This is a genomic window from Priestia sp. MDV22-iso46 (assembly GCF_058629175.1).
The window spans coordinates 1,950,802-1,977,557 of the sequence record NZ_JBZVWT010000001.1; the positions used below are offsets into that span (position 1 = coordinate 1,950,802).

General features: G+C 38.7%; 33 protein-coding genes. 9 read left to right on the plus strand and 24 right to left on the minus strand.

Annotated elements, in window-relative coordinates; all coding sequences use genetic code 11:
• Positions 1-124 precede the first annotated feature (124 nt).
• The 10 genes from murQ to AC4NPH_RS09975 all read right to left on the minus strand — a co-directional run bounded on the left by murQ (position 125) and on the right by AC4NPH_RS09975 (position 8,770).
• Positions 125-1,039 carry an N-acetylmuramic acid 6-phosphate etherase gene (murQ, locus tag AC4NPH_RS09930; RefSeq protein ID WP_013055728.1) on the minus strand — a complete coding sequence of 305 codons (915 nt, stop codon included), beginning with the start codon at positions 1,037-1,039 and terminating at the stop codon, positions 125-127.
• Positions 1,040-1,074: 35 nt separating this feature from the next.
• Positions 1,075-2,016 (minus strand): BadF/BadG/BcrA/BcrD ATPase family protein, encoded by a 942-nt coding sequence (locus tag AC4NPH_RS09935; protein ID WP_255286294.1) that lies wholly within the window; start codon positions 2,014-2,016, stop codon positions 1,075-1,077.
• Positions 1,973-3,061 carry a DUF871 domain-containing protein gene (locus tag AC4NPH_RS09940; RefSeq protein ID WP_029324933.1) on the minus strand — a complete coding sequence of 363 codons (1,089 nt, stop codon included), beginning with the start codon at positions 3,059-3,061 and terminating at the stop codon, positions 1,973-1,975. Before AC4NPH_RS09940 ends, AC4NPH_RS09935 begins: the two co-directional genes overlap by 44 nt.
• Positions 3,058-3,393: a PTS lactose/cellobiose transporter subunit IIA gene (locus AC4NPH_RS09945; protein WP_013055725.1), complete on the minus strand. Its 336-nt coding sequence runs from the start codon at positions 3,391-3,393 to the stop codon at positions 3,058-3,060. Before AC4NPH_RS09945 ends, AC4NPH_RS09940 begins: the two co-directional genes overlap by 4 nt.
• 17 nt (positions 3,394-3,410) lie before the next feature.
• Positions 3,411-4,556, minus strand: a complete 1,146-nt coding sequence (gene anmK, locus AC4NPH_RS09950) for an anhydro-N-acetylmuramic acid kinase AnmK (RefSeq protein ID WP_063670782.1) — start codon at positions 4,554-4,556, stop codon at positions 3,411-3,413.
• Between the two features lies 1 nt (position 4,557).
• Positions 4,558-5,874 carry a 6-phospho-beta-glucosidase gene (locus tag AC4NPH_RS09955; protein WP_097826706.1) on the minus strand — a complete coding sequence of 439 codons (1,317 nt, stop codon included), beginning with the start codon at positions 5,872-5,874 and terminating at the stop codon, positions 4,558-4,560.
• 16 nt (positions 5,875-5,890) lie between these two features.
• Positions 5,891-6,157, minus strand: coding sequence for a hypothetical protein (locus AC4NPH_RS09960; RefSeq protein ID WP_013082025.1), 267 nt, complete (start codon positions 6,155-6,157; stop codon positions 5,891-5,893).
• A 54-nt stretch (positions 6,158-6,211) separates the two neighbouring features.
• Positions 6,212-7,513 carry a PTS sugar transporter subunit IIC gene (locus AC4NPH_RS09965; protein WP_057274422.1) on the minus strand — a complete coding sequence of 434 codons (1,302 nt, stop codon included), beginning with the start codon at positions 7,511-7,513 and terminating at the stop codon, positions 6,212-6,214.
• 82 nt (positions 7,514-7,595) lie between these two features.
• A complete protein-coding gene (locus tag AC4NPH_RS09970; RefSeq protein WP_013055720.1) occupies positions 7,596-7,901 on the minus strand; it encodes a PTS sugar transporter subunit IIB in 306 nt (101 codons plus the stop codon).
• Positions 7,902-7,915: 14 nt separating this feature from the next.
• Entirely contained in the window at positions 7,916-8,770 is an 855-nt protein-coding gene (locus tag AC4NPH_RS09975) for a MurR/RpiR family transcriptional regulator (RefSeq protein ID WP_057274421.1), read from the minus strand.
• A 215-nt stretch (positions 8,771-8,985) separates the two neighbouring features.
• On the opposite strand from AC4NPH_RS09975, the gene AC4NPH_RS09980 reads away from it, so the two are divergent.
• The 3 genes from AC4NPH_RS09980 (at position 8,986) to AC4NPH_RS09990 (ending at position 11,448) form a co-directional block, all read left to right on the plus strand.
• A complete protein-coding gene (locus AC4NPH_RS09980; protein ID WP_063670778.1) occupies positions 8,986-10,536 on the plus strand; it encodes a glycoside hydrolase family 10-like protein in 1,551 nt (516 codons plus the stop codon).
• Positions 10,537-10,627: 91 nt separating this feature from the next.
• Positions 10,628-11,122: an NUDIX hydrolase gene (locus tag AC4NPH_RS09985; RefSeq protein ID WP_029324927.1), complete on the plus strand. Its 495-nt coding sequence runs from the start codon at positions 10,628-10,630 to the stop codon at positions 11,120-11,122.
• Positions 11,123-11,265: 143 nt separating this feature from the next.
• Positions 11,266-11,448: a CsbD family protein gene (locus AC4NPH_RS09990; RefSeq protein WP_013055716.1), complete on the plus strand. Its 183-nt coding sequence runs from the start codon at positions 11,266-11,268 to the stop codon at positions 11,446-11,448.
• Between the two features lie 30 nt (positions 11,449-11,478).
• Here the strand turns inward: AC4NPH_RS09990 and AC4NPH_RS09995 are convergent, their stop codons facing one another.
• From AC4NPH_RS09995 to AC4NPH_RS10005, 3 genes are all read right to left on the minus strand, one after another.
• The gene (locus AC4NPH_RS09995; RefSeq protein ID WP_029324926.1) at positions 11,479-12,138 is read right to left on the minus strand and encodes a haloacid dehalogenase type II; all 660 of its coding nucleotides are present in this window, start codon (positions 12,136-12,138) and stop codon (positions 11,479-11,481) included.
• A gap of 129 nt (positions 12,139-12,267) precedes the next feature.
• Entirely contained in the window at positions 12,268-12,741 is a 474-nt protein-coding gene (locus AC4NPH_RS10000) for a hypothetical protein (protein ID WP_098197015.1), read from the minus strand.
• Positions 12,742-12,963: 222 nt separating this feature from the next.
• Positions 12,964-13,131 carry a hypothetical protein gene (locus AC4NPH_RS10005; protein WP_170959558.1) on the minus strand — a complete coding sequence of 56 codons (168 nt, stop codon included), beginning with the start codon at positions 13,129-13,131 and terminating at the stop codon, positions 12,964-12,966.
• Positions 13,132-13,279: 148 nt separating this feature from the next.
• Here AC4NPH_RS10005 and AC4NPH_RS10010 point away from each other — a divergent pair, with 148 nt between their 5' ends.
• Positions 13,280-13,729 carry a staygreen family protein gene (locus AC4NPH_RS10010; RefSeq protein ID WP_053486899.1) on the plus strand — a complete coding sequence of 150 codons (450 nt, stop codon included), beginning with the start codon at positions 13,280-13,282 and terminating at the stop codon, positions 13,727-13,729.
• A gap of 26 nt (positions 13,730-13,755) precedes the next feature.
• Here the strand turns inward: AC4NPH_RS10010 and AC4NPH_RS10015 are convergent, their stop codons facing one another.
• The 6 genes from AC4NPH_RS10015 to pgsB form a co-directional block, all read right to left on the minus strand.
• Positions 13,756-15,318, minus strand: coding sequence for a gamma-glutamyltransferase family protein (locus tag AC4NPH_RS10015; RefSeq protein ID WP_029324924.1), 1,563 nt, complete (start codon positions 15,316-15,318; stop codon positions 13,756-13,758).
• Positions 15,319-15,441: 123 nt separating this feature from the next.
• Positions 15,442-15,645, minus strand: a complete 204-nt coding sequence (locus tag AC4NPH_RS10020) for a CapE family protein (protein WP_063670776.1) — start codon at positions 15,643-15,645, stop codon at positions 15,442-15,444.
• A 20-nt stretch (positions 15,646-15,665) separates the two neighbouring features.
• A complete protein-coding gene (locus tag AC4NPH_RS10025) occupies positions 15,666-17,228 on the minus strand; it encodes a gamma-glutamyltransferase family protein (protein ID WP_029324923.1) in 1,563 nt (520 codons plus the stop codon).
• 29 nt (positions 17,229-17,257) lie between these two features.
• The gene (locus tag AC4NPH_RS10030; protein ID WP_013055708.1) at positions 17,258-18,454 is read right to left on the minus strand and encodes a CapA family protein; all 1,197 of its coding nucleotides are present in this window, start codon (positions 18,452-18,454) and stop codon (positions 17,258-17,260) included.
• A gap of 40 nt (positions 18,455-18,494) precedes the next feature.
• Complete coding sequence (gene pgsC / locus AC4NPH_RS10035) at positions 18,495-18,944, minus strand: poly-gamma-glutamate biosynthesis protein PgsC (RefSeq protein ID WP_013055707.1); 450 nt, start codon at positions 18,942-18,944, stop codon at positions 18,495-18,497.
• Positions 18,945-18,960: 16 nt separating this feature from the next.
• Positions 18,961-20,142, minus strand: coding sequence for a poly-gamma-glutamate synthase PgsB (gene pgsB / locus AC4NPH_RS10040; RefSeq protein ID WP_013055706.1), 1,182 nt, complete (start codon positions 20,140-20,142; stop codon positions 18,961-18,963).
• A gap of 909 nt (positions 20,143-21,051) precedes the next feature.
• Between pgsB and AC4NPH_RS10045 the strand changes: the two genes are divergently transcribed.
• The 5 genes from AC4NPH_RS10045 (at position 21,052) to AC4NPH_RS10065 (ending at position 23,327) form a co-directional block, all read left to right on the plus strand.
• Positions 21,052-21,705 carry a hypothetical protein gene (locus AC4NPH_RS10045; RefSeq protein ID WP_013055705.1) on the plus strand — a complete coding sequence of 218 codons (654 nt, stop codon included), beginning with the start codon at positions 21,052-21,054 and terminating at the stop codon, positions 21,703-21,705.
• Between the two features lie 84 nt (positions 21,706-21,789).
• On the plus strand, positions 21,790-22,380 hold the full coding sequence (locus tag AC4NPH_RS10050) for a TetR/AcrR family transcriptional regulator (RefSeq protein ID WP_013055704.1): 591 nt from the start codon (positions 21,790-21,792) through the stop codon (positions 22,378-22,380).
• Positions 22,381-22,422: 42 nt separating this feature from the next.
• Positions 22,423-22,764: a quaternary ammonium compound efflux SMR transporter SugE gene (sugE, locus tag AC4NPH_RS10055; protein ID WP_014461313.1), complete on the plus strand. Its 342-nt coding sequence runs from the start codon at positions 22,423-22,425 to the stop codon at positions 22,762-22,764.
• 1 nt (position 22,765) lies between these two features.
• A complete protein-coding gene (locus tag AC4NPH_RS10060; protein WP_013055702.1) occupies positions 22,766-23,080 on the plus strand; it encodes a DMT family transporter in 315 nt (104 codons plus the stop codon).
• 73 nt (positions 23,081-23,153) lie between these two features.
• Positions 23,154-23,327, plus strand: a complete 174-nt coding sequence (locus tag AC4NPH_RS10065) for a twin-arginine translocase TatA/TatE family subunit (protein WP_013055701.1) — start codon at positions 23,154-23,156, stop codon at positions 23,325-23,327.
• A gap of 28 nt (positions 23,328-23,355) precedes the next feature.
• On the opposite strand, the gene AC4NPH_RS10070 is transcribed toward AC4NPH_RS10065, so the two are convergent.
• The 5 genes from AC4NPH_RS10070 to AC4NPH_RS10090 form a co-directional block, all read right to left on the minus strand.
• Positions 23,356-24,888, minus strand: coding sequence for a diguanylate cyclase domain-containing protein (locus tag AC4NPH_RS10070; protein WP_255286295.1), 1,533 nt, complete (start codon positions 24,886-24,888; stop codon positions 23,356-23,358).
• Positions 24,889-25,260: 372 nt separating this feature from the next.
• Positions 25,261-25,488, minus strand: a complete 228-nt coding sequence (locus AC4NPH_RS10075; RefSeq protein WP_013055697.1) for a helix-turn-helix domain-containing protein — start codon at positions 25,486-25,488, stop codon at positions 25,261-25,263.
• Between the two features lie 4 nt (positions 25,489-25,492).
• Positions 25,493-25,639, minus strand: coding sequence for a YvrJ family protein (locus tag AC4NPH_RS10080; RefSeq protein WP_013055696.1), 147 nt, complete (start codon positions 25,637-25,639; stop codon positions 25,493-25,495).
• Complete coding sequence (locus tag AC4NPH_RS10085; RefSeq protein WP_063670770.1) at positions 25,632-26,243, minus strand: sigma-70 family RNA polymerase sigma factor; 612 nt, start codon at positions 26,241-26,243, stop codon at positions 25,632-25,634. The genes AC4NPH_RS10080 and AC4NPH_RS10085 overlap by 8 nt, the downstream gene beginning before the upstream one ends.
• A 198-nt stretch (positions 26,244-26,441) precedes the next feature.
• Positions 26,442-26,621 carry a hypothetical protein gene (locus tag AC4NPH_RS10090; protein WP_055989280.1) on the minus strand — a complete coding sequence of 60 codons (180 nt, stop codon included), beginning with the start codon at positions 26,619-26,621 and terminating at the stop codon, positions 26,442-26,444.
• Positions 26,622-26,756: the final 135 nt, after the last annotated feature.

Consider the following 26,756-nt stretch of genomic DNA (forward strand, 5'->3'; position numbering starts at 1 on the left):
ACTATGTTTTATGCTTTTACTATACTACGGGTCTTGCAAAATGATTAGACCGAATTCACCCACATACATTGTGCAAAAAATGTGCTCAACAAAAAAGAAGTGCTGTATGCACTTCTTTTAAGGGTTAATCTTTAATCTGCTGTTCCATTGCTTCTCCAATGGCTTTTTTTAAATGTCCGTCATGTTTATCAAGCAGCCGATGCACCTCATCACCTTCTATAGAAGTAAGAAGCGCAAGAATGGCGGCTTTTGGCGTTTTGTATGTTTGTAAACTTTCCGCTGCCTCCTCTGGTGAGACGCCTGTTAGTTCCGCAATAATATTTTTAGCACGCTGTACGAGTTTATCGTTAGTCGGCTGTACGTCTACCATTAGATTGCTGTAGACTTTACCGATTTGAATCATAGAAGCGGTCGTCAGCATATTAAGAACAAGCTTTTGAGCAGTTCCGGCTTTCATTCTTGTTGAACCTGTTACAACTTCCGGCCCTGATTCTGCTACTATTGCATATTTTGCTTCTTGTTCCATAGGTGATTGAGGAGAATTTACAACACAGCCCGTTACTGTCCCCAGGCTGTTTGCATACGCAAGCGCTGAGAGTGTATAAGGAGTTCTTCCACTTGCAGCTATACCTACAAGAATATCTTTATTTGATAAATTAATCGCTTTCAAATCTTCTATCGCTTGTTTCTTGTTATCTTCTGCTCCTTCTAACGCATGACGGAGCGCCTTGTCACCCCCGGCTATAATCCCAATTACTTGTTCGGCAGGTGTACCGAATGTTGGTACACATTCAGATGCATCTAACACACCTAGCCGCCCGCTTGTACCTGCTCCGATATAAATAAGACGTCCGCCTTGTTTAAAAGCACTGACAATTTCATCTACTAACAGAGCAATAACAGGCAGCACCTTATTGATTGCCTGAGGCACTTGGTAATCTTCTTCATTAATTTTTTTTACAATTTCCAGGCTTGATAATTCATCAATGTTTAAGGTTTGCGGATTGCGTTTTTCTGTTAAGATATGATTTAAGTTCACTGTGATCCCCTGCCTTTTCCACCATCATTTTTTCTCTATTTATAATCATTCATGAACAGCTGATAAGCTCCTTTAGCAGATGATACTCGCTGTGTTGCCCACTGGATATGCTTTATTTCTTTCTCACATGCTTTTTTATAAACATCAAACACTTCTGGAACTTCCGTTAAAATGCTGCCTTTGCATGCCAGCAAGCAGCTCCCTTCAAACCGCTGTTTCTTATATAAATGAAGAGTCATGTTTGCAAGGTGCTTTCCAGCTTGTTGAAGAATGTCACTTGCTTCTTGTTTATGATTTCTTGCTTGATTTACAACAAGCGGAGTGAGTAAAGCAACTTCTGATTTAGGAGATGAATAGACAAACTTTTTTATATCGTGTATGGTATCTGCTTTTACATGTTGCAAGATTGTCTGACTAAGGCTGCTGTAAGGACGGCTTTGATCATGCTCCTTCGTCAGCAATATAAGTGCTTGAAGACCAATCCAATATCCGCTTCCTTCATCTCCAAGAAGGTGTCCCCACCCTCCTCCGTATTCGTACACCCCGTCTTTTTTCCCAATGCCGACGGCTCCAGTTCCTGCAATGGTTAAAATCCCGTCTTTTCCATGCAGTAGTGCTTCGTGTGCAATCATGGCGTCATCATATAAACCTACTTCTACCTGATAACGATCATAAAAATATCTTTTTATTTCTTCCTTAGATAATGCTTTACTTCCAGCAAGTCCTAGTGAAATGCCTTTACATGTATAACCAGTAAGCGCAGTTTTGCACGCCGTAATACATTCATCAATATGAGTAATAGCCGTATTGTAATTAATGAGTAAATTTCCATAGCCGCTTTTTGAAGCAGCGAGCTCTTGACCGTTTAAGCTGTAAGCAACGGCTTCTGTTTTTGTTCCGCCCCCGTCGATACCAATAATATAGTCCATTTTATCACCGTTCACAAAAAGCAAATTTGTCCCATGGCTGCAGTTCATTTAGTAAGAATATTTCCTCTTCTGCAATGCGTCCTACTACGTTTGTTTTACCTGAGTTTTCCATGTCTAACAGCGCAATTTGCAGCTCTCCTTTGTACTGTCCGTAGAGTTCATTTTCTATTAAAATATCGCCTCTTCGAATGGAAGGAGTATGCGTAGGCTTGAATTCTTCTTTTTTATATTTTACTCGGCTTTGCGTAGAGCGAATTAAATAATCGGATACGTCTCCGCGGTAAAAATGAAACTCTTCCAGCACAATTTTTTTCTCAAGTTCAGTAATCGTATCATACAGCGTCACATTAAAAGTAAAGCGCTCTTGCTGAACAACATCACGCAGCGCCTTCATTTCTTCTTCTGATGCATAAGCATTGGCAATAATTGCACAATCAATCAACTCCGTTTTAAAAAGATGCTTAGCCTGCACGTCGACCGGAAGCGTGCGATGCATTTCAAGCGTACAAAGCCCTTCAGTAACAGGCCACGGTCCAAACGTAGCGCTTGGTGAATTAATAAAGGCTGCTGTTTCAAGGTTATGTTCTTTAAACAATGCTGAACACTTTACAAAGTGATCATACGACAATCCTGCGTATCGATGAGGATAAAAATTATGCGACCCCAATAGCTGTTTTCGGTTTGGCTGGTAACTTAAAATATTATCCACATACTTCGTCGCATTGCTCATATTAATTTCAATTTTTAAGCCGTATGGATTAAAAGTCATAATAGACTCTTCATTTCCCGTATACCCTAGATCAAGGCGAATAGCATAAGCCCCTAATTCGTGAAAAAAAGATAAGTCATCATAAGAAATGCCAAGCGCTCCAAATACGCGAGGAGCAATATCCACTACTACTTCCATCTTTAGCTCATTGGCAAACTCAATAATTTCTTTAAAATTTGCCATTACTTTTTTCTGATCGCCTTCAACAGAAAGCAAGCATGTAAAAATGCGGGTAAATCCGTATTGATGCGCAAGTGCTATATACGCTTTATCTTTTTCGACAGTCGAATGTTCCGGGTAAATCGCAATACCTAGCTTTTTCATTGATTTTCGCCTTCTTTTTTAAATTTTTTAATAAGCTTAATCATATGTTCAATTAATTTTTGCTCTGAAATAGCCGTCATTAAATGATCTTGTGCGTGAATTAAAAGCAGTGACTTTTCAATTGTTTTTCCGTTCAATTCACGTTGAATAAGCGCAGTTTGCGTTTTATGAGCATGACTGAGCTCTTCTTGAGACTGCTTTAAAAGCTCGTCAGCTTTATTAAAATCATAGTCTTCAGCTGCTTCTAACGCTTCATATGCAAGTGACCTAGCATTTCCTCCATATGCAATAAGTTCAAAAATTTCATTTTCCATATTTGCTGCTTCTGTCATTTCTTCCATCCCCTTTTTTATAGTGGTGCAGGCGTAATGTTTCCTAGTATTACAGGAGACAAGGCGCCGGTTGCGCTTGGTACATTGCTTGGATAACCTGAAAGTGTTTCATTTGCGAGCACCGCAAATGCTACGGCTTCTTTTGCTTCTGAAGACATTCCTATTTCTTCTTGTGTATACACCCTGCAGCGCTTCCCGAGCTGCGCTTTAATCATATTCATCAGCGTATTATTATAACTTCCGCCTCCTCCAATAATCACTTCGTCAATAGAATAGGCAGGAAAAATAAATGTTTCATAGTGATGTACAATGGATGATGCCGTGAACATAGTAATCGTAGCTAGCAGATCTTTCTTTTTATGTTTGCTATATTTCTCTAGCAGTCTCTTTGTGTACTGTGTACCGAACAGCTCTCTTCCCGTCGATTTAGGAGGAGAAAGCTTCATGTAATCATGATTCATACAGTCTTCTAAAAGCTCTGAAATAATCTTTCCTCCAGCTGCTAAACGCCCATTTTCATCAAATGAAACATTAAAAAGCTGCTGACACGCTTCATCTATCATCATATTTCCCGGCCCCGTATCAAAAGCTACTACCGGTATAGGAGAGTGTTTTGGAGGAATCAACGTTACATTTCCAATACCTCCAATGTTTTGAAGCAGCCTTGTATAATTATTGTGGCTGTACAAAATCCGTTCCGTGTGAGGAACTAACGGAGCACCTTGCCCGCCTGCTGCCATGTCCATCACTCTGAAGTTTGCTACTACCTTCGTTTTGGTTTCATAAGCAATAACAGCCGGCTCTCCAATTTGGAGTGTAGACATCGCTGTACTTCCCGAAGCATAAGGCTGATGGTAAATGGTTTGCCCATGCGATCCAATAACATCTATTTGTTCAAGAGAAAAGCGGGCTTCTTGGCACACTTTTTTCACTGCATCTGCAAACGCATAGCCAAGTTTAAAATTCAAGCTGCAGATCAGCTGTACATTTGAATGTTCAAAAGAAAGCGCCTGCTCAATTTCCTTTTTTAACTGAGGTGAAAAAGGCATGGTAATGAAATGAAGAAGCTTAACTTTACTTTCATAGCCGCTTCCTTCAATTTGAACAAGAGCTGCATCAATTCCATCAAGCGACGTTCCTGACATAAGTCCAACAGCATACATACTATGCGTTCACTTCCTTAAAAAAAGCAGGTAAATACTCGCGATGAGCTTGAAGCAGTTCGTCTAAGACCGACTTAGCCAGCTCGTCACTTGGAACAAGCGGATTAATACTCAGCGCAACCAGTGCTTTTTCATAAGATCCTGTAACCGCAGCTTCTGCCCCTACTCGTTCAAACGATTTAATTTGCTGCACAAGTCCATTCACTTCTACCGGAAGTTCACCGACAGCGAGTGGTACCGGCCCTTGCTTTGTTACTACACAGTTTACTTCAACCGCAGATTCGTTTGGGAGTGAGGAAATAGCGCCATTGTTTTTTACATTTAATGTTTGAATATCGCCTTTATCGTTATGAATGGATGAAATTAAATTGCATGCGGCATCGCTGTAATAAGCGCCTCCTCGTTTTTCCAGCTGCGGAGGCTTACTTTCTAGATTTGGATTTTTATAGAGTTCAAAAAGCTCGGCTTCTAATGCTTTGACCACTTCAGCGCGTGTGGTACCTGACTGAAAGGCCAGAAGCTCTTCTGCTAATATTTCGTTTGTTTTGTAGTAGTAGCGGTGATAAGGACATAAAATCACGCCAAGAGCTTCCAAAAAGTCCGGTTGCCACGGAATAGGAGCTATGTTTCTCATTGTTACTTGGGACTTTGGATCACTTAATCGCCGAATGACTTCTTGCGTTACTTCCTTTCCTTTTGCATACACATGCAGTCCATATACCAAGTGATTTAACCCTGCAAATTCAATGTGAACATCTTCTTTTTCTATTTGAAGCAAGCTGGCGATGGAGTTTGTCATATGTACAGGCAGGTTACAGACTCCTACTACTTTAGAATGCTTTCCGTAGCGAAGCAGTGCCTCCGTTACCATACCTGCAGGATTTGTAAAATTAATAAGCCAGGCGTTTGGACAAACTTCGTGTATTTCCTCGGCAATTTTCAACAAAACGGGTATCGTTCGCAAGCCCTTAAATAATCCTCCCGCCCCGTTTGTCTCTTGACCAATCATTCCGTACTTAAGAGGGATGCGTTCATCTTGAATACGCGCATCAAGCTGACCTACTCTAAGCTGTGTCGTTACAAAATCAGCATTTATCAACGCTTTTTGTCGATCAAGCGTTAAATGAATTTCCATATCAACACCTGCTTTTTTGACCATTCTTCTCGCAAGTGCTCCTACAATTTCAAGCTTCTCTTTTCCTTCTTCAATATCTACAAGCCATAGCTCTCGAATTGGAAGCTCATCATATCGTTTAATAAACCCTTCGACCAATTCCGGTGTGTAGCTTGATCCTCCCCCTATTGTCACTACTTTCATTTTTTGTCCCTCCTTGTTAAAAAACGGCTAAATATGTAACGGCTGTGCACCCTATTCCAAGCAAAACAAAGCGTATACAAACGGCGGTTTTAGATAAAGCTGCGTTTGAAAGCCGAATGGAAATAAATGTTGTAAGCAGCGCTGCTGATAGACTTGTAATGGCAAATAAACTATGCTGCGCTGATAAACCAGCATACTGCAGCAGAGGTGTAAAAATAACGTTGCAAAGAACCATGGTTAGCAGAAATAAAAACACAGTTTTATATCGAAACCGAACAAACATTGACCCTCACTCCTACTAAAGAGATAGAAGCCAAACAAGTTGGCTTCTCTTTCTTTACATTTGAACTGAACTATCGGATGGTGCAACCGTTGCTTCATCGCTTTTTTCCATTTCGACCATCTTTCGGTCGTACATTTTAAAGAACGGAAGATAAATGACAACAGAAATAGCAATATTGATAATGACTAGCACAACCGCCCGCCAGTCTCCTCCGGTTGATAGATAAGCTCCGATCGGCGCCGGGAGCGTCCATGGAACCATTACGTAGGTTGGCGTAATAAGACCTGTCGCCGTTGCTGCGTATGAAATGATCGTTGTAATAATCGGGATAATGATAAATGGAATAATTAAAATAGGATTTAAGACAATTGGCAAACCGAAAATAATTGGTTCGTTAATATTAAAAACCGCTGGAATAAAAGATGTCCTAGAAAGCGCTTTCGAATATTTAGATTTTGAGAAAAACAGCATCGCTAAGGCAAGACCTAGCGTCGCTCCAGATCCTCCAATCCAAACAAACCACTGAAAGAACGTTTCAGGTGCAATATACGGAAGTGTGGAAGCTCCGTCCGCTACTGCTTCAGCATTTTTTGCTAAGTACACTTCCCATACAGGCCGTGCCACTGTTCCAACAACAGAGACGCCGTGGATTCCGAATGACCAGAAAAACGTGATTAAGAAAACCGGTATTAACACTCCTGCTAAACTATCTCCAGCTTCCACAAGCGGAGCAACTAGTTTATCAACTAAATGATGAAGGTCGATACCTAAAACAATCGTAATAATTGTCATAAGTACAACAACAATAGCCACTGGAATCAGCGCTTCAAAAGACCGTGATACTGAAGGAGGCACTTGTTCCGGCATTTTAATGGTGACATTTTTTGCTTTACAAAACCTGAGAATCTCGACCGATAAAATCGATACAATCATCGTCACAAATAAACCGTGACCTCCAAGGTTTGTCATTGGCAGCATAAAGCCTTCTTCTTCAATCAGCTTTGGAGTCACCGTAAGAAGTAGTGCAGCTACTGCAATTTGCGCTCCTGACAGCGGATCGAGATTATAGCTTTTAGACAAGTTGTATCCTATCCCAAAGGCTATATATAAAGACATAATAAACATCGTTACGCGATACGGTATTAAAATATTCGCGCTGTTATCAGCTGCCCATTTCGCGATTGTGCTATCTTGCGGCACAGGTGGAAATGCTAGAATCAAGAAAAAACTTCCGATAATGATAAACGGTAAAGCGGAAATTACACCATCGCGAATGGCTTGAAGATGCCGCTGTTCTGATAACCTGGCCATGGGTCCCGATAAATTGTTCTCTAAAAACGACACAAATTTGCTCATATACCCTTTCCCCCTCTATATTCTCCCCTTGTGTAAATAAAACCCCTTATCTATTTAAAAAGCAGGAATACACCTGCTTTTCTTAGCTAACGAGCTGTTGAACCGTTTTAAAAAGCGTTGGACCTCCAAGCGGCGTATAAGCCTGCGGCGGAATAGGTCCGCATGGAACGGAAGCTTTATCCGCTTCTGCTTTAACTGCGTTAAACCGGTGACGAATCTGAGGTGCAACCATTACAACGTCCCAGCCCTTTTGAATTTCCTCTGCCACTTCATTTGTTCCAATTGCCAGCACTTCCATATCCGTTCCGTGCTTCTGTGCTTCCGTTTTTAATGCTTTTACCACAATCGCACTTGACATTCCTCCAGAACATACAAACAATACCTTCATTTTCTCGTTTCCCCCTACCTCTTTATTTTTTGAATTACATTATGTGTATCGATTATGCGTTCAAACACTTGATTGCCTTTTTGAATACATAATCGTATAAACATCGCATCTACAATGGCTAACTGAGCAATACGAGCGCTCATCGTTCCAATTCGAATATGCTGTTCTTCTACCGAAATAGTCAGCAGAATATCAGCTAATCTAGAAGCTGGCGATGATCCGTGCTGCGTTAGCAAAATGACGGCTGCTCCTTTGTCTTTGGCTATTTGCATCAGCTCTACCACTTCTTTTGTTTGACCCGAAGTGGATACCACAAACAGCACATCATCTTTTGTCATATTTGTAGCCATCACCATTTGAACATGACTATCTAATGAAAACAGAGCCGAAATATCAATTCGAAGCAGTTTATACTGAGCATCTAGTGCAACTACAGATGATCCTCCTGCTCCGTATAAAAACACTCGTTTCGCTCCATGAATAGCTTCCGCAGCCGCATCAATTGCAGAAGTGCTCACTAATCGACTTGTATTCATCAGTGCGCTCATACTTTTGCTTATGACTTTTTCAAGCACAGCATCGGTCTCATCTTCAAAATTAACTGGAAGATTCGGCAGCTGTTCGGTATTCACCTTATGAGCATCTTTTGCTAATTCAATCTTTAATTCTTTAAAACTATTAATGCCTACACGCTGACAAAAGCGAATAATCGTAGCTTCGCTGCACTGACACTGCTTAGCTAGCTGTTTGGTCGTTAAGTTCAACGTGGTCGTGGGATTTTCTAGAACGTAATCGGCTACTCTTCCTTCAGCGGGACTGTAATGATTCATTTGTGCATCGATTAAAGTAAGTACGGAAAATTGGCGCATGAATTCCTCCATCGTTAAGTAACGTATTTCTAAAACATTCTTTAAATTACCATTATTATATTTTTTCTGAAGTTTAATTTCAATATTTTTCTGATATTTTTAAAACTTTATTTTATTTTTCAGAATATTTCATTAAAATCTATTGTGAATATAACGACCGCATGCTATATTATGAAAGAAATTTTATCTCAACCAAAAAAGAAGGAGGAACGAACATGCATATTAAAAAATGGGTTGGAGGCATCTTGTTTTTGCTGCTGTTTTGTTCGAGCACATTGCCTGCTAAAGCAGACGTACCTACCACATATCAAAAACGGGAGCTCCGAGCCGCTTGGATTGCAAGCGTATACAATATTGACTGGCCTTCTCAGCCTGGTCTTCCGGTTGAACAGCAGAAAAAAGAGTTTACCTATTTGCTAGATGAAGTCAAAAAGATGGGGATGAATGCTGTTGTCGTTCAAATTAAACCGACCGCCGATTCCTTTTATCCGTCAAAATATGGCCCGTGGTCAGAATATTTAACCGGTACACAAGGAAAAGATCCCGGCTATGATCCTCTGGCCTTTATGGTAGACGAAGCACACAAGCGCAACTTAGAATTCCACGCATGGTTTAACCCTTACCGCATTACAATGAATCATACTGATTTAAACAAACTAGCCGATAATCATCCTGCCAAACAACATCCTGATTGGGTCGTCTCCTACGGAAAACAACTCTACTACAACCCAGGTATTCCAGAAGTAAAAAACTTTATTATTGAAGAAGTGCTCGAAGTCGTAAGAAACTATGATATTGATGCTGTTCATATGGACGACTATTTTTATCCTTACAAAATTGCAGGTCAAACGTTCCCAGATCAAAAAACATATGAAACCTACGGTGTTCAAACGTTTCCCAATATTGAAGACTGGCGGCGTGACAATGTGAATCAGCTTGTTCAGGATTTAAATAAGTCTATTAAAAAAACAAAATCATACGTGAAGTTTGGCATCAGTCCGTTCGGCGTATGGCGAAACATCGCTAATGATCCAACCGGCTCTGAGACGACTGCCGGACAAACAAACTATGATGATTTGTATGCCGATACGCGTACGTGGATTCAAAATGGATACATTGATTACATCACTCCGCAAATTTATTGGAATATCGGATTTGAACCCGCTGCTTACGATACGCTGCTCACCTGGTGGAGAGATGAAGTGCGCGGAAAGCCAGTCCACCTTTATATTGGACAAGCTGCTTACAAAATTAATAACAACGCGGTGGAAGCTTGGTCTGATCCCGATGAGTATCCAAGGCAAATTGCTCTAAATCACCAGTTTCCAGAAGTACAGGGAAGCATGCATTTTAGCCTGAAAGATTTGAACCGAAACCCGCTAGGAATAAAAGACAAGCTGCAAAACGATATTTATAAACACCCTGCGCTTATTCCAGCAATGCCTTGGCTTGATAATACGGCACCAAAAGCACCAAAATTAAAAAATGCGGGCCCTCATACAAAAGAAGCAGCATTTGAAATTCGAGATCACCAGCAGAATGATTCCGCTTATTATGCCATTTATCGCTTTCAAGGTAATAAAAAAGGCGACATTAACGACGCAGAAAACCTGCTGACAACCGTTCGAAAAACAGGAGAAAAACAATTGTTTGTAGATCCAAATGCACTCAAAAATCAAACATACACATATGTTGTAACCTCTGTTGACCGTTTGCATAACGAAAGTGCCGTTTCCCGCACGCTTACTGTAAAAGCATCTCATTAAAAAAGGTTCTATAGCAAAATGTATGGTAGGATAAAGAAATCAAACTATGCTTTATCAAGCCATTCTGTTATAGAAAGTAGTGAAAAAAAAGATGGAACCAAACTATGATCGCGCCTTTGGCGTATATGGAATTTGTATGCGAGATAACAAGATGCTTGTTATTCGAAAAAATAGAGGTCCGTATATTCATCGTTTTGATTTGCCAGGCGGACAGCTAGAGCACGGTGAAACATTAACGGCAGCGATGAAAAGAGAATTTGTGGAAGAAACAGGCTTTGAGATTAACATTGTTTCTCAAGCGGGTACAACAGATTTTCAGTATCCCTGTAAGTGGAAAGAATTTACTCACGTGCATCACATTGCCGTATTTTATTACGTAGACATTGCCGGCGGTGAGCTTCTTTCCAACCCCGTACAGTTTGAAGGACAGGATTCTTTGGAAGCATTGTGGATTGCACCGCAAGATCTCAACATCAATAATGCTTCACCTCTTGTTCTAAAAGCAGTGGAATCTTTGAGCTTATTATCATGGCCTTATGAATCTCAGATTTATGATGATTGGGAGCTTAAAACCTCCGAACAATAGTAATGATAGTGCCTAAACATTACTCCTGAATATCGTACGCTTAGCTTCTGTTTAAGTTAAAATCAGAAAATATGTTTAATTTCTTTCTAATGGTGGAACAGACAAGTAACACTACTTAATTACTAATAGAAAGGAAGATTAAAATGAGTAAAGGTTTAGGAGATAAAATTAAAGGAAATGTATCAAAAGCTAAAGGTGAAGTAAAAGATCAAGTGGGAAATGCAACGAATAACCGCGACCTTCAGCGTGAAGGAAAAGCTGAGAAAACAAAAGGAAATGCTCAAAAAGCAGTAGGCGAAACAAAAGATACATTTAGCAATAAATAAAAAAGGACGAGCTTAATGCTCGTTCTTTTTTTATTTAGTAAGCTGATTTAAGCTCTTAATGATTACGTTTGGCTGCAATTCTTTATGTTCAGCTACATTTCCTTTTCGGTTGACCCAAGCCGTTGCGAACCCGTAGTTTTTAGCACCGGCAATGTCCCATGTATTCGATGACAAAAATAATACTTCTTCTCTTTTTGCGTTCATTTTATTTTTTGCATAGTGATAGCTTGCCATCGTAGGCTTGTACTGTTTGATTTCGTCTACGGAAATAACGTCTTCAAATAAATGATTCATGTTGTGATAAGAAACAAGCGGATCAATCATGTGCTTAGGACCATTCGTAAAAATAGCCAGACGATATCCTTTTTCTTTTAAATAGGCGAGCACCTCTTTGACCTCATCGTAGACATTCAGCTTCATGTAAGCACTCATCAGCATTTTTTCTTCGTGTTCCGTTAAATCAATATCATTTGCTTCTGCTGCATATTTCAGGGATTGATTTGTTAATGTATAAAAGTCAACGTATCGTCCCATCAGCTGATATTGCATTGCATATTCAATTTGCTTCAAACGCCATAAATGGCTAATACTTTCTCCTCGTTCCGGATACAGCTTATCACACGTTTCAATAACGGTATGTACATCAAACAGTGTTCCATATGCATCAAATAAAATCGTTTTAAATTTCATCTGTGTTCGCCTCCTTCTTTCATTTTACCCACTCGCAAAAAAACATAACGTTTTTTCTGTTAAAAAAGAGGCCTATTAACAGCTGAGGTATGCTCATTTCTTATGAAGATAAAAAAACAGCAGGCTCTCCTACTGTTTATAATCCCACACGACTTTCCATTCTCCTTTTTCACGAACAGCATACACTTTTTGCACCAAATCAAAGTTTCCATATTTCCCTTTATACGTTTGGATAACGGTCATTTCGTAAACCACAGGAAACGCTTTACGATCATTTTCCATCTTCCAGTTCTTTCTTTTTTCAGCATCTTCAATGGAATACGTAAAAGTGTCTACCCCGAAATGATTGAGAAATACGTGTGCTCGATCTTGTATGTATGCACCTTTTGTCCACTTCTTTTTCATGGATGAATGAAAAAGATCCCATGATTCCGAAAAGTTCCCTTCCTGTTCTAGCGTATAAAATTCTTTTACAGCAGATTTGGCTTGATGACTCGGAGAAAAAAATGTAAATTGAAACATCCAAACTCCCAGCGCAATAACAGAAAGAAACACAGCTACTCCTAAACTTCGCTTCAAAAGCAGTGTTTTTTTTCGATACAAGTAAAAAGCCCCTTTATCAAAAATGCAGTATACAACAGCTTATTCGATATCGGGGCTTTTTAGTATTGCCGGACTAAACTTATCCGGCAAATCTTTAAAAAAGAGATTGAGACATAACGAAATCAATGGAATCTACGTTCACCCTAACCATAAAAGATCCGAACAATTCATTGTTCGGATCTTCCTTCAACTAAACTACGTTTGTCCCAGCCTCTTTCGTCGCTATACAATGTGAAAAGCCATTTGCATGGCTGCTAAAAAGCCCACGAACACAAGGCCCGTCACGAAACCCTCTTTCCAATCTGGCCGGTCCCCTCGAACAAATTTAGCAATATCATACGATAGCATCGCTGCTAAAAAAATTGATAAGACAATATACAGCGGCTCCATCTTTTATCACCCACTATTTCTTTTCTTCAGTGTAACAACTTTTTCATAAGTATGCATGTAAGAAAAACAGCTTAAAATTCTTGACGAATGTGTGAAATTTCTCTTTTTTATGCATAAACTACTTAAAAGCGTGAAAGGAAGATGCCCTTTGTCTGCTTTTAATCCTCAGCAATTTAGCGTCACATACCGGCAAGGAAGCACGCCTACCTTTCCTTTTATTGGGCGACGCTATACGCTCACACATTCTGAACAAACAGACGATTTATTTCTTTGGATCGACGAAAAGTTTGCTGTTGATCAATTAAATGAGCAGCGAAATGAGCTTTTTGCCGAATGGCTCCACAAAGACGGTGTTGATACGCTGTATGTATACGTATTTATTGGAAATGAACAAACGGAAAAATCCGTTCAAGCCATACGATATGCTATTTTCAAACAAGAAATGCCTTACTTGCTAAAAGCTTTGCGCTACGGTGATGCCACGTTTTTCAACGCTCACCCTGCTTTAGATCGTTCCCCTATTTACGTACATTTTCATTCCAGCGACAAAGATTTTCATTGCATTCGATATTTTCAAACGCCTTCTCACTATGCCTAAGCATATGAGAAGGAATCTTTACTTCGTTAATCTCCTGTTTTCCAAACTCCATTTCTTCTAGGGTCTCCGGCTCCTTCCATTTGTTTATCTTGAAAATTAATGGTTAACGCTTGGATACCTCCATAAAAGACGTCGCTTTCCTTTGTTTCTATTCGAAACGCAGAAGGAATATTTTTTGTATTTAAATCGGGCTCTACATAAATAATCGAATCGTCAAAAATAAATCGCGGTTCGTTTACAGCTTCTTGAAGCGGTTCATTTCCTTCAAGGTTTTTAGAAAGTACCTGAGTTAAAATTTGAGGAATCCGCGTTCCGCCCGGAGAACCTATTCCCATCGCCCACTCACCTTTTTCTCTTATAATAGTTGGAGCCGTAAAAGTTCTTGCTCTTTTTCCCGGCTCGCGATTATTCGGTTCTTTGCTTCCAAAGGTATCAGCATTGTTATTAAGAAAAAAGCCGTCAACTTGTTCGCCTGTACCAAAGAAGTTACTCAACGTATTGGTTGTAGATACGACGGTTCCTTCTGAATCAATAACCACAAAATGTGTTGTACTTTCGTGTTCTTCATCGCCTTCACCTGAAGAACGTGTCGGGTGATTGACCAAGTTTGTTATATAATCATCACTAACTAATTCACTTGAGTTTTGATTATGAAAATCTGGATCGCCGATTTGTTTTAACCGGTCGGAGTAAGCTGCTTTTTTAATTCTGTTCATCGTTTCGTAATATTCTTTGTCAGGCATTGTTTCAAGATTTTCTTTCTCTGCCATTTTTAACATTTGAATCAGCGTAATTCCGGAAAAAGGCGGAGGCGCTGAAATCACTTCCGTTCCATTGTAAGCAGAAACGACAGGCTTGGTTTCTGTCACTTGATAGGAAGATAAGTCTTTTTTAGAAATAGGCGTTGCATCAGCAAGATCTTGTGCCACGTCTCCTTTATAAAATGCAGATGCACCTTCCCGCTGAATCTTGATTAGCGTTTTAGCTAACACGGGCTGCGACAGCGTTTCCCCTTCTTCGATTGCTTCTCCCTTCGGATAAAAAGCGGATAGATCGTCTACATCCATCCTTCCTCTAGAGTAATACAATCGAGAAGATAAAAGAGAGTCTACTTCAAACCCTTTTTCAGCGTATTCAACAGCCGGCTGAATTAAATCATTCATTGATTTTGTACCATACTTCTGCTGAATATATTCCATACCAGCGACAAATCCCGGCACGCCGTTTTTACCGTTCATAGAAGCTGGAGCGGTTTCCCGGTAATCGATAAAGGTAGCAGGCTGATCTTTTTTGGCAATCAGCATACCTCCACCTCCACCAATTCCGGATCCAAAAGGTTCGACTACATTGAGGGCATACGAAATAGCAATGGCCGCATCTACTGCATTCCCCCCTTCTTTTAATACGTCCATCCCTACATTTGCTGCCAGAGAATTAGAAGAGCTCACACCATAAGAATGATCATTATTTTTTTTTAGGAGCTTTTTAGGATTAAATTCTGTACTTGATTGAGTCATAAAGAAAACGGCTATAACGCCGATTAACAACAAAACAGCAACAATATTAAATAACAGTAATTTTTTATTCACACATTCCCCTCCATTTTTACTCATATGTATATTTTGTTAAGCGCTTTCATTTTTATCCATAAAATACATTGGACACAAAAAAGACATCGCCCCGGACGATGCCTTTTTATCACTATATATGTTTTATTTCCCAGACACTGCTGCAGCATCATTTACTGCATCTGCAGCAGCAGATTTTGTTTGTTCAATCATTTTTACGTTATTTTCAATTTTTTGCTGTTCATCTGTTGAAAGAGTAGCCGGATGTTTTAAAGCTCCAAGTCCTGCTACTACTCCTGCTACAATAGCAATTGGTCCTACAATCCCTACGATTCGTTTTGCGATCATTTTCTATTCCTCCAATTAAGTTAGTCTGTACTTTTTTCCCATAAACCGTGGCGGCGCGGATCAGCGTCACCTTGAATCTTATTTTTCTTTAAGTCTTTCACAAGTGCTTGAACGCCTCCGTAAAACATCGCGTTATCATTGTTTTTTAAGTCATAGCCGTACGTTTTTAAACCATCTTTAGTTGACTGTTTAAGCTTAGCTTCTGAATAAAACTTATGAGAATCAAAAATGACACGCTTGTTTTCTACTGCGTTTTTAATGGAATCTTTGTCTTCAAAATAATCCCCAATTACTTGCGTTAACACTTGAGGAATGCGATTTCCTCCCGGTGTGCCAATGGACATTACCCATTCATCACCTTCACGAATAATGGTAGGGGCTGTAAATGTTCTTGGACGCTTACCAGGTTGACGCTTATTAATTCCTTCCCCAAACGTATTGAGCGTATTATTTAAAAAGAATCCATCTACATATTCACCGCTGCCGAAGAAATTACTCAGCGTATTCGTTGTTGATACAACGGTTCCTTCACCGTCCATGACAACAAAATGAGTGGTACTTTCATGTTCTTCGACATCGCTTACTTTGGTATGATCTGTTTCAGTATTATTTAATTTATTACGAAGTAAATGCACGTAATGATCGTCGATCCAATCATTTGGCGTTTCTTTTATAAAAGCCGGATCAGCAATTTTTTTCAAGCGGTCTTGATAAGCTACTTTTGAAATTTGACCAAGAAAATGATAATAAAGACTAGGATGCGATTCCTTCAGCTTCCAAATATCTTCTTGATCCGTCATTTTTAACATTTGAATAAGCGTAGCACCAGCAAAAGGCGGAGGTGCTGAAATAATTTGATGACCTTTATAATTCGTCGATAGAGGTTTGCGTTCAACAGGCGCATACTTTCGCAAGTCTTTGTGACTTACTTTTGTTTCTTCTGTAATATCGTCTGCAATTTTTCCTCTATAAAAAGCATTTGGCCCTTCTTCCTTAATCTTTTGCAGCGTGTTCGCTAATTCATGCTGTTTGACAATTTCACCTGTGTTAATGGCGTCCTTATCTGGATAAAAGCTAGGGATTTCATCTTCATTCACATTACTTTTGTATGAAACCAGCCTATCGTGCAAATCTTTGTCCACTTTGTACCCATTCTCGGCATAGTTAATGGCCGGGTCGATTAGTTTGCTCATCGACATAGATCCGTAGTGGTGCTGAATATAATCCATACCAGCGACGAAACCTGGTACGCCAATCTCATCTTCTTTATCATTCTTAGGTGCAATTTCTCGGTAGTCAATAAATGTTGGAGAGGCATCTGCTGGATCAATCAGCATTCCGCCGCCTCCCCCAAGTCCTGATCCGTACGGTTCCACAACACCAAGCGTGTAGGAAATGGCAATAGCTGCATCAACTGCTGTACCGCCTTGTTTAAGAATTTCCATACCTACTTTTGTGGCGCGAGGATCTGAAGTACTTACTGCATATTCTTGTTTTGGAAACATAAATTGATAAACACATACACCTACTATGAGTGAAAAGATGACAATGGAAACAATAATTGTATTACGTTTATTTATCATCTTTTACCTCCTCTGTGTATGACGGGCTATTAGTTAGCTTGCGCTTCGTTCTTTTTGCGCTCCTCTGCATGTTTTATAATGCGAGAATGATCTAAGTTTAATTCAAACTTGTTTCGTTCTTTTTCTAACAGTTCAGGGTTTGAAGAAAACTTGTTTAAATCGTTATAAATACGCTTCATACGCCAAGGGTTATCTGTTGGAGTTGGTGTACCTGCTTTAATAACCATTGGAATAACATCAATTTTAGCTTGTCCCTGCTTGTTTAAATGATATTGAACCATTGCTGTATTTTTTGTACTTGACCACCCTTGGTCAAAAATAAAGTTTCCTAAGCTATAGAAAATAACCGAACCTTTATATACGTCATATGACTGTAAAACATGCGGATGGTGACCAATGATAATGTCCGCACCAGCGTCTACCATCGCTTTTGCTAGTCCTTCTTGACGAGGACTTGGCTGTGCATCGTATTCTTCACCCCAGTGGGCATTTACTACAACTAAATCAGCATTTGCTTTCGCTTTCTGAATCGTGCTGAAAATAAGATCCGGATCTGCTTTTAAAATACCTGGGTTGTTTTTTCCAGCCGACATTCCGTCTGAATGTACATCTGTAAAACCTACTGTTGCAATGCGGATACCGTCAGCATCTTTATAGGAAATATGCTTTGCTTCTTCAGAGTTACGGCCAGCACCAACAAAATCTAATTTGTTTGCTTCAAAAGTAGAGATCGTATCTTCTAACCCTTTTGCACTGTAGTCCATTGAATGGTTGTTCGCTAAGTTTAATACGTCGAAACCTGCATTTTTAACAGTCGCTAGATCAGCAGGCTTACTATATAAATGAATACCTTTTTCCATTGCTTTATATGAATCTACGTCATTTGTTAAAATCGGCGTTTCGTAGTTCCCGCTTACGTAATCCGAATTTTTAAAGAACGGCTCCACGTTGCGGAATACAAAATCTTCTCCGTAGCGTTCAGTTACTTCTCTTACATGGCGACCCATCATAATGTCTCCGACCATAGTCATCGTTAAATCATTATTGGCCTCTGGATTAGCCGTCTCAGGGTTTTCAAGAGCATCCGAACGCTCCATCCATCCTGAAAGAGCTAAAATTACGATTAAAATTGGCGTTAAGATAAGAGCTTGCTTGCCCGTTGTAGGCTTTGTTTTCTTTATAAACATCAATACTTTTTCTTGAAAGTTTAATTTTTTCTCTTTCAACGCTTTCACCTTCCTTTACCAGCTGCGGTTTGTTTGTGTATTAAAATAAATAATAAACTTGCATAATTCCAAATGTTACACCACTTAATAAAACCGTTGTTCCAACTGTTAAAGGAAGACCTTGCTTTTGCATTGTATTTGCAATTAAGCCCGGTACAATGATACCAATTCCGCGTAATTCAAACACTTCAAACGGCAAGATCGGGAAGAAATAATCAAATGCAACTTTAATCACAATACCCGTAATTAACATCGCTGTAAATTTGCGACGTCCATATAAAATAACTACTTTTGAGATTCCGTACACGACGATAACATACGTTAAAATACTAATTAAGAAAATCATTAAAATGGTAATTGGCTGATCAAATACAAGAGCTAAATACCCCGGTACGATAAGACCGGCTGGCAATACGCCCGTTTTTTCTGTAAAAATTAAGCTTAGTGTAACCCCTAACACAAGGGCGATATATAAATCTGATCCGAACATGAAATGGCCTCCTAGATTAAACTGCTTTTCTCATCTTTTTCATTTCAATAATAGCTTCAACAAGCGGCTCGGCTGAACCGTGGATATTTCCGACACCGTATACGATACGATCTTTTAAATAAGGCTTCATGCGCTCTAAAATTTCTTCTGTAGAAGCGCCTTCCATATCCCAGAATTCTTTTGTTGGCAATTCGCCTCTTTGATATGCTGCAGCGATTGGTGAGGTCGTCTGACCAATTGCAATCATTACGTCCGCTTCAATGTATGGCATTACATCTTCAGCAAATTGCTCCGTGCGATCTACACGGTCCGGACGGCAGTTCATAATGACAATAGGAAGCTTTTCACTATAGTTCATTGAATCTACACGTTCCCAAATACGAAGCGTGGAAGAAGCGTCGTTGGCAGCAAATCCATTTACTAAAAATGCTGGATTTTTTTCATCGCCAAACGTTGTAATTCTCATAGCTCCTGGGTCAGGCTGAGCATTTAACATTCCTCTCATCGCTGTTTCAGCATCGATACCAAGTGCTTCTGCTACTGCTAAACCGATGGAAGCATTATCAGGGAAAACCATATAATCAAATTCACGTAAATACTCTTCAGATACTTTATCATTGTCAGCTACAATAACTTTTGTGTTGCGCTCTGCGGCTATTTTTTTATAGTATTCCAAATATGGACCTTCAATTGTAACAAGGTGGCCATCGTAAGGAATAGTAGCAGTGAACGCTTGAGCAACTTCATCTAGAGTTGGACCCATTACATCCATGTGATCTTCTAGTACGTTTACAATTACGCCTACCTTAGCTTGAATCAGCTGATTTTGGAATGTGATTTGATAATCAGGCTGTACCGCCATACATTCACAAATAAGAGCTTCCGCGCCAATATCGGCAACTTCATTTACCACTCGTCGCTGTTCTCCAATGTTCGGACCTTCTTTACGACGAATAATTGGCTCTTCTTCACTTGTATGCCAGTAGATCATACGCGCTTGTGTTCCTGTCGTTTTCCCTACTGTTTTGTAACCTGCTTCTTTTACAATACCTGTAATCAATCGTGTAACGGTGGATTTTCCGCGAATACCATTAACATTCACTCGTACAGGAATTGAATGCAGCTTGCGTAAATGTCTGCGATACTCCCAAACGCCATACCCTACTAAAAATAGGCAGCATAGGATAATTAAGATCATGTTTCATTCTTCTCCTTCCAAACTTCTCCTGTTGGATACGTTATGAATGCTTTTGATTCATAATGATAGATATACGATTTCATAGTTTCACTCCCTATATATATGTATGGGAGCTAAATCAATTAACAGCGCTAGCATGCTGCTAAAACACCTGCTTTGAAAAATGGACTCGAGTACCAATTTCAACAGCTCTAAAACTATCATCTGCGCTCATTAGTGGTCAATAGCTCAAATGTTATATATTCTTACAATTCCGATTGTCTATTCACCGAATTAAAAACTCATCGTTTTATTTGAAATTTACAGAATAGGTCTAAAGTTTATTTACCTAGAAAAATTCCATCGATACCTTTTTTTACCATAATAACAGGAATATTTTATACACCACTCTTACAATTAACACACGGAATTATTACGTAATTAAAAATTTCTTAACTTTAGAAAACGTTTTGTAATATAAAGGTGGGATAAAAAATATTTTATCCCATTAATTCCTTTTTATGGATATACCAATTGGATTTGTCTAACAACCGTACCTGTAAGGATTATAGATAGATATAAAAGTAAGAAAAATACATTTTTTTATCATTTTATGCTTACATTTAACTTACTTAAATAGAAAGGATATTAAATATTTTTTTCTAATTATATAAGCATTTAGACACAATGTGTTCCTAGTTCTTTTGTTGTTATTTTATAGATTTCCTTTATTTAATAATCAATTCAGTAAATCTAAATCTCTTGACTATGGCCTCTTTTCCTATTTTTATTTCAATATTTTCTGAATCTTTCTACCGATAAAGGCGTCTTTCGTCCGTTAAGATTTCCTAGAAAAATGCATGATTTCTCACTTTTTTGGCATATGATGCTATCATAAAAAGAAGAAGTATCATCAAAAGGAGGAAAACAATGGTTGATACAATCCTTTATTTTCTATTTTCTTTTTGCTATATTGTCCTGTTTTTCTTTAGCATATATGTAGTGCGAAAAAACACTTCGCCGTTTTACATGCTTTTTCTTCCTTTAGTAATAGCTGGACTAATTTACGATAATATAATGATTGGGATTGGTTCATTTATCGGTGAAGGCGATACTTTACATTCACTTAGCATGCTTCGCTTTTGGTTTCACGCTTTATTTACCCCTACTTTGGTGCTCTTTGCTTATGGCGTAGCGAAATATTCGACGATTACATGGGCTAAAAAACCTGTTGCCGGCATTCTTTTTTTGCTAACTACGTTTGCCTTAATTAGCTATGAAACACTCGAGACGATTAGTCAGCGTATGGAAGTTGTACGTGAATATGGCATTGTTCGCTATACATTAGTGGGATCATCCGGTCCACCCCTTATGGTTCTCATTGTGGCGATTATTTTGCTTTTTGTTGGAATTTCCTTATTTCGCAAGACGCGCTGGAGCAGTATGATGATTGGAGTAGCCGTGATGATTGTAGGAAGTGCCGTGTCAATTCCTATACCAAGCACAGCTGTAACAAATACGTTTGAGCTTATTTTTATCTTCTCTTTATTTTTAACTCAGCGTCATTTAATGAAAATACATTAAAAAGAAGCGATTCCCTTGCTTCTTTTTTTTATATTTGATATCTTTTACCTAACGACCGTTAGTTAGATTGAGGAGGAGCTTTTCTTGAGTGAATTATCAACTGTAGAAAAAATTAGAGCTGCAGCAATGGAGCTCTTTGGAGAAAAAGGCTATACAGAAACATCGCTTGCTGATATCTCATCAAAAGTAGGCATAAAAAAACCTTCCCTGTACGCTCATTTTAAGAACAAAGACGACTTATTTTTACTAACCGTGCATGATTTAATGAATTTATTTTTAACAAAGTTATCTGTTATATACGAACAGCATAAAACAAAGTCTGCTAAAGAACAGCTTTACTGCTTTGTTGTAGATTTCTGCACGATGATTGAAAAAGATTCTTTTGGCCAGATGTACCGTCGTCTTATTTTGTTTCCACCTGAACATTTACAGTCGGAAGTAAAAGCTATTTTCTTAAGAAGCGAACGATTGTCTGATCAAATTCTGCATGCTATTTTTACACAGGGAATGGCTGAAGGCGAAATAATTGAACGTCCGATTGATTTGTATATCAATAGCTTTTATTGTTTAACCGACGGACTGTTCATTCAGCGCTTTTATTATGAACCAGAGTATTATGACCAAAAAATCCACGATGCTTGGACAATATTTTGGGAAGGCATACGTGCTAAATAGGCCCTGTAAAAAGGGCTTATTATTATGTAAGGAGGAATTAAAATGGCTTGGATTTACCTTATTATCGCTGGTTTACTCGAGATTGTATGGGCAATTGGCTTAAAATATTCACACGGATTCACTGAATTAACTCCAACAATTATTACGATCGTCACAATTGTCATCAGCTTTTATTTCTTTTCAAATGCCTTAAAAAAAATTGCTGTCGGAACAGCTTATGCAGTATTCACTGGTATAGGAGCTGCTGGCACAGCGATCCTTGGAATGACCGTTTTAGACGAAGGAGCAAATATTGGAAAGATTTTATTTTTAGGATTAATGATCTTTGGAATCGTTGGTTTAAAGTTAATTTCTACCGAAGAAACAGAAAGAGAGGAATCGTAACATGGCTTGGATTGCATTAATAGCTGCCGGTTTTTGCGAAGTGGGATTTGTGATTTTCTTAAAACTTTCAGATGGATTTAAGCGATTGTTTCCTTCGATTGGATTTATCCTTTTCGGTGCAGGAAGTTTTTATTTTCTCTCCTTAGCATTAAAGGAAATACCTCTTGGAACAGCTTACGGTATATGGACGGGAGTAGGGGCTGCCGGAAGCGTACTTCTTGGCATGCTTTTCTTTCGCGAAGCAAAAGATATGCGTCGAATTTTATTTATTTTTTGTATTGTAGCAGGTGTAATCGGCCTTAAAATCACTGGATAAGGGTGTACTACTTCCCCTCTTTTCATGCTATACTAAACTTGTAAACACTTTCAAAAAATAGGAGACGATGACAATGAACCTTGGGTTTGGAGAAATTGCCTTAATTGTATTTGTCGCTCTATTGCTTTTTGGTCCAAAGAAATTGCCGGAATTAGGCAAAGCTGCCGGAAAAACGTTAAAAGAGTTTAAAAACGCTACAAAAGGAATTATGGAAGAAGACGAAAAAGAAAAAGCTCCTCCTAAATAAGAGGCTTATATCTGTTTTAAAAGCTGACTCACACGTTTGAGTCAGCTTCTTTGTGGTGAAAATATACTGAAATTCGATTTCGACCCGTACGCTTTGCTTCATATAAAGCCTGATCTGCTTGATGGACAATTGAAATCGGGGGTATGTTTTCGGATGGGACGACTGTCATTATTCCAACACTGATTGTGACACACTTAAACACGTCAGAAGCTTGATGGATAATTCCACGCTGCTCCACTTGCTGTCTAATAGCTTCTGCCATTTTTATCGCTTCATATTGATTAGCTCTAGGAAGCAATATACCAAACTCTTCTCCTCCGTATCTTGCGACAAAAGCCGGTTCATCAAAAACAACGCTTTTAGCAATATTCGCTACTTCTTTTAAACATTCGTCTCCTTGAATATGGCCATAGGTATCGTTATACGCTTTAAAATAATCAATATCAAATAAGAGAAAAGAAAGCGGCTCTTTTTCTTTCTGTGCGTATTCCCACTCAATTTCCAGCTGTTTATCAAGAGATCGGCGGTTGTTCAGACCTGTTAAGCCATCTTTCATAGACAGCATTTCAAGCTTTTTATTGGCTTTGCGAAGATCACACTCAGCCTTCTTTTTCTCCGTAATATCTCGATATTCCCAATAGTGACCAATATACACATGACCTTCATAGATTGGAATGTAGTCCCGCGCATAAATTTTACCGTTAATAAACGTAATTTCTTCATCTACTATTGACTCTTTTGAATAAACGGTGCTTTCTACCGTTTTTGAAAACCTAGCAGGATCTTTCAACATAGGAGCGTGAGATAAAAACAGCTGATTACTTTTCAATCCAACGTATTGATTAGGAGGTCCGGGTATATCAAACATGTCACAAAAAGTTTGATTAATAACGGCTACTTCGCGCTCTGGCGTTTCAATCATGGTACCTGTCTTTGCATTTTGAACCATAACCGAAAACATTTTAGACAGCTTTTTATGCTGACTTGTCGTTACTCGAGATACATATATATATCTACCTACCAGATACACCAAACACCCACCTATAAAAGAAGCAGGCAGTAAATAAATGATAATTGTAGCAGCGTGCTTGATATCTTTAAAAAGAAAGGACAATGAGAAGAATACGCAAAGCAAGCTAATAGAATTCATTAATTGAAAACGAATAAATGGACGATAAGGTAAGCGAACCGTCCACCCAGACAGTAAAGCCATTACGATAATTGTAGCAGCGCCTATTATTCCGCTTGCCGTAATTCCAAACAAAAGCAGACGCATTACCCCTATAATACAAGCCGCAATGATAGCCGGTACCATTCCTGCATAAAGACAAACAATTGTCACCGCTAAAAAGCGAAGGTCAAGAATAATAGTAGAATCTATTTTAATTGTATATATCATTAAAATGCTGCCTAATAGGCCGTAAGAACATCCGTAATAAATTAAGCGATACATTTTGTACCGGTTTATTCCTTCTACTCTATAAATGATTTGCTCTCGAACTATACTCGCAGCAAACATGAAAGAAATAATTAACGTGATATTAAAGAGAAGTTGACTCACTTTATTCTTCACCTCTTTCCAAAAGCTAAAACAAAAAACAATAGGCTTCTTAGCTTACATATTATTTACTGCCGCTTTTTTATAAATCGTGCTGTTTGATTTATCGAACAGCACGATTTTTTCCTTCATTAAATAAAACTCTTCTATCCTCTATTCGTTGCCGACAATCCTCTCTATATGAAGAGTGATTATCTTCCTTTTATACAAGAAATTCTACTTGTTAGTATACTACTAAACTCTATTTGCACACATCACTTTTTACCTTTTTTCAATATTTATCCATTTTATATTTTTTGGATTTTTCACTGTAAGGTAAGTAGTGAAACTGCAGCAAAAATAAAAAAAGAGCGTCGATACAACGAGCGCTCTTTTTTATTTATGGCGTAAAAATTCCCAAAGTCCTGGCGTTTTGGAAAAATCAAACGTCTTAACAGCGGAAAGAATTTTAATCTTTAAATCTTGCTTTACGTCTTCTCTCTCATGCAGCGAAAAGCTTTGAACAGCTTTATTTAGTTTTGGTTCCAGCTTTTTTAATAAACGCCTTGACGCCTCTTCATCTCCAGCTTTCACTTTATTTACAAGCTCATATAGAGTTTCCATTTCTTCACTTCTTTCTTAAGTCAGTTGTTAATTCTTCCACTTTTTCTTCAAGTCGCTTTATATTGTTTTCTACACGCAGTAATAAATAAAAAGAAAGGACAGCGGGAAATCCTACGTTTCCAACAAGTTGAAGCCACTGAGGATCAAACATATCTATCACTCACCTTCATAATTTTTTTTAACTTGCTTAGCGCACGTTGATAATGACTAGAAACCGCTTGCTGAGAAATAGAAAAATAAGCAGCGATTTCTTTATGAGTCCAGCGTTCGACAATAATCAAGTGCAGCATACACTGCTGCTTGGCCGTTAATTGGCGAAATGCATGATGAAGAATACGATTTTCGAGTTGATTTCCTAAAAGTTCATGCTCCCATACAGCCCCGTCCTGTACTCCTAGCATATCTTCCACTGTTCGATTTCCATCTAGCGCAGCCGGCTGCTGCAGGCGAAGAGGAATATAAGAACGCTCTTTTTCTTTGACACGCATAACATCTCTGGAATAATGTCTGCAAAGCTTGTTAATATAATGAAGCAATCTAACTTCGCTATAAAACTGATGAAATTCTTTGTTTAGAAGTATTTGTTCTTTTGTATCATTTTTAACAACCGCTTTTTGTAATCGCTCATAGCGTTCTGGTGTCAAAAATGTATTCATTATATGAGTCTGAAGAGTTGCGCTGTGGTTTGTAAGAAATGTATGAAAGGTACATTCTTTGTCGTGCCGCTTTTCTTGCTGCGAATAGAGCTGAGTCATTGTGCAAATCTCCTCCTTTTTTTCTTATACTTATTAAAAAGGGAGAAAAGAGTAAAATAACAACACCAAAAACGAACATTTGTTCTTATATAAATTTAACTATATTAGGTTTTTTATGTCAATATGATGAAAGGCTTATTAATGATTGAAATGACTCAGTAAAAAATAAAAAAGAGATTGAGACATAATGAAATGAATCTAATTTAAAGACGAACAAATAGGATACATGAGCTGATCCGCTTGTGACACGGCCGTTGATTTCCGTGCAAGACTTCGCTTTCCGCGGGCGGCCGGTGAGCCTCCTCGTCGCATGCGCTCCTGTGGGGTCTCACCTGTTCCGCTTTTCCCGCAGGAGTCTTCGCTTTGCCCTCCAATCAACTGCTATAGGAACGAAACAGATGAAATCTACGTTCAGCATAGCAAAAAAAAACGAACCGCTAATCAAACATGTTGATCAGTGGTTCGTTTTTAACTTCGTCTAAAATATTTTTATCCCGGCCCTTTTTATTTCTT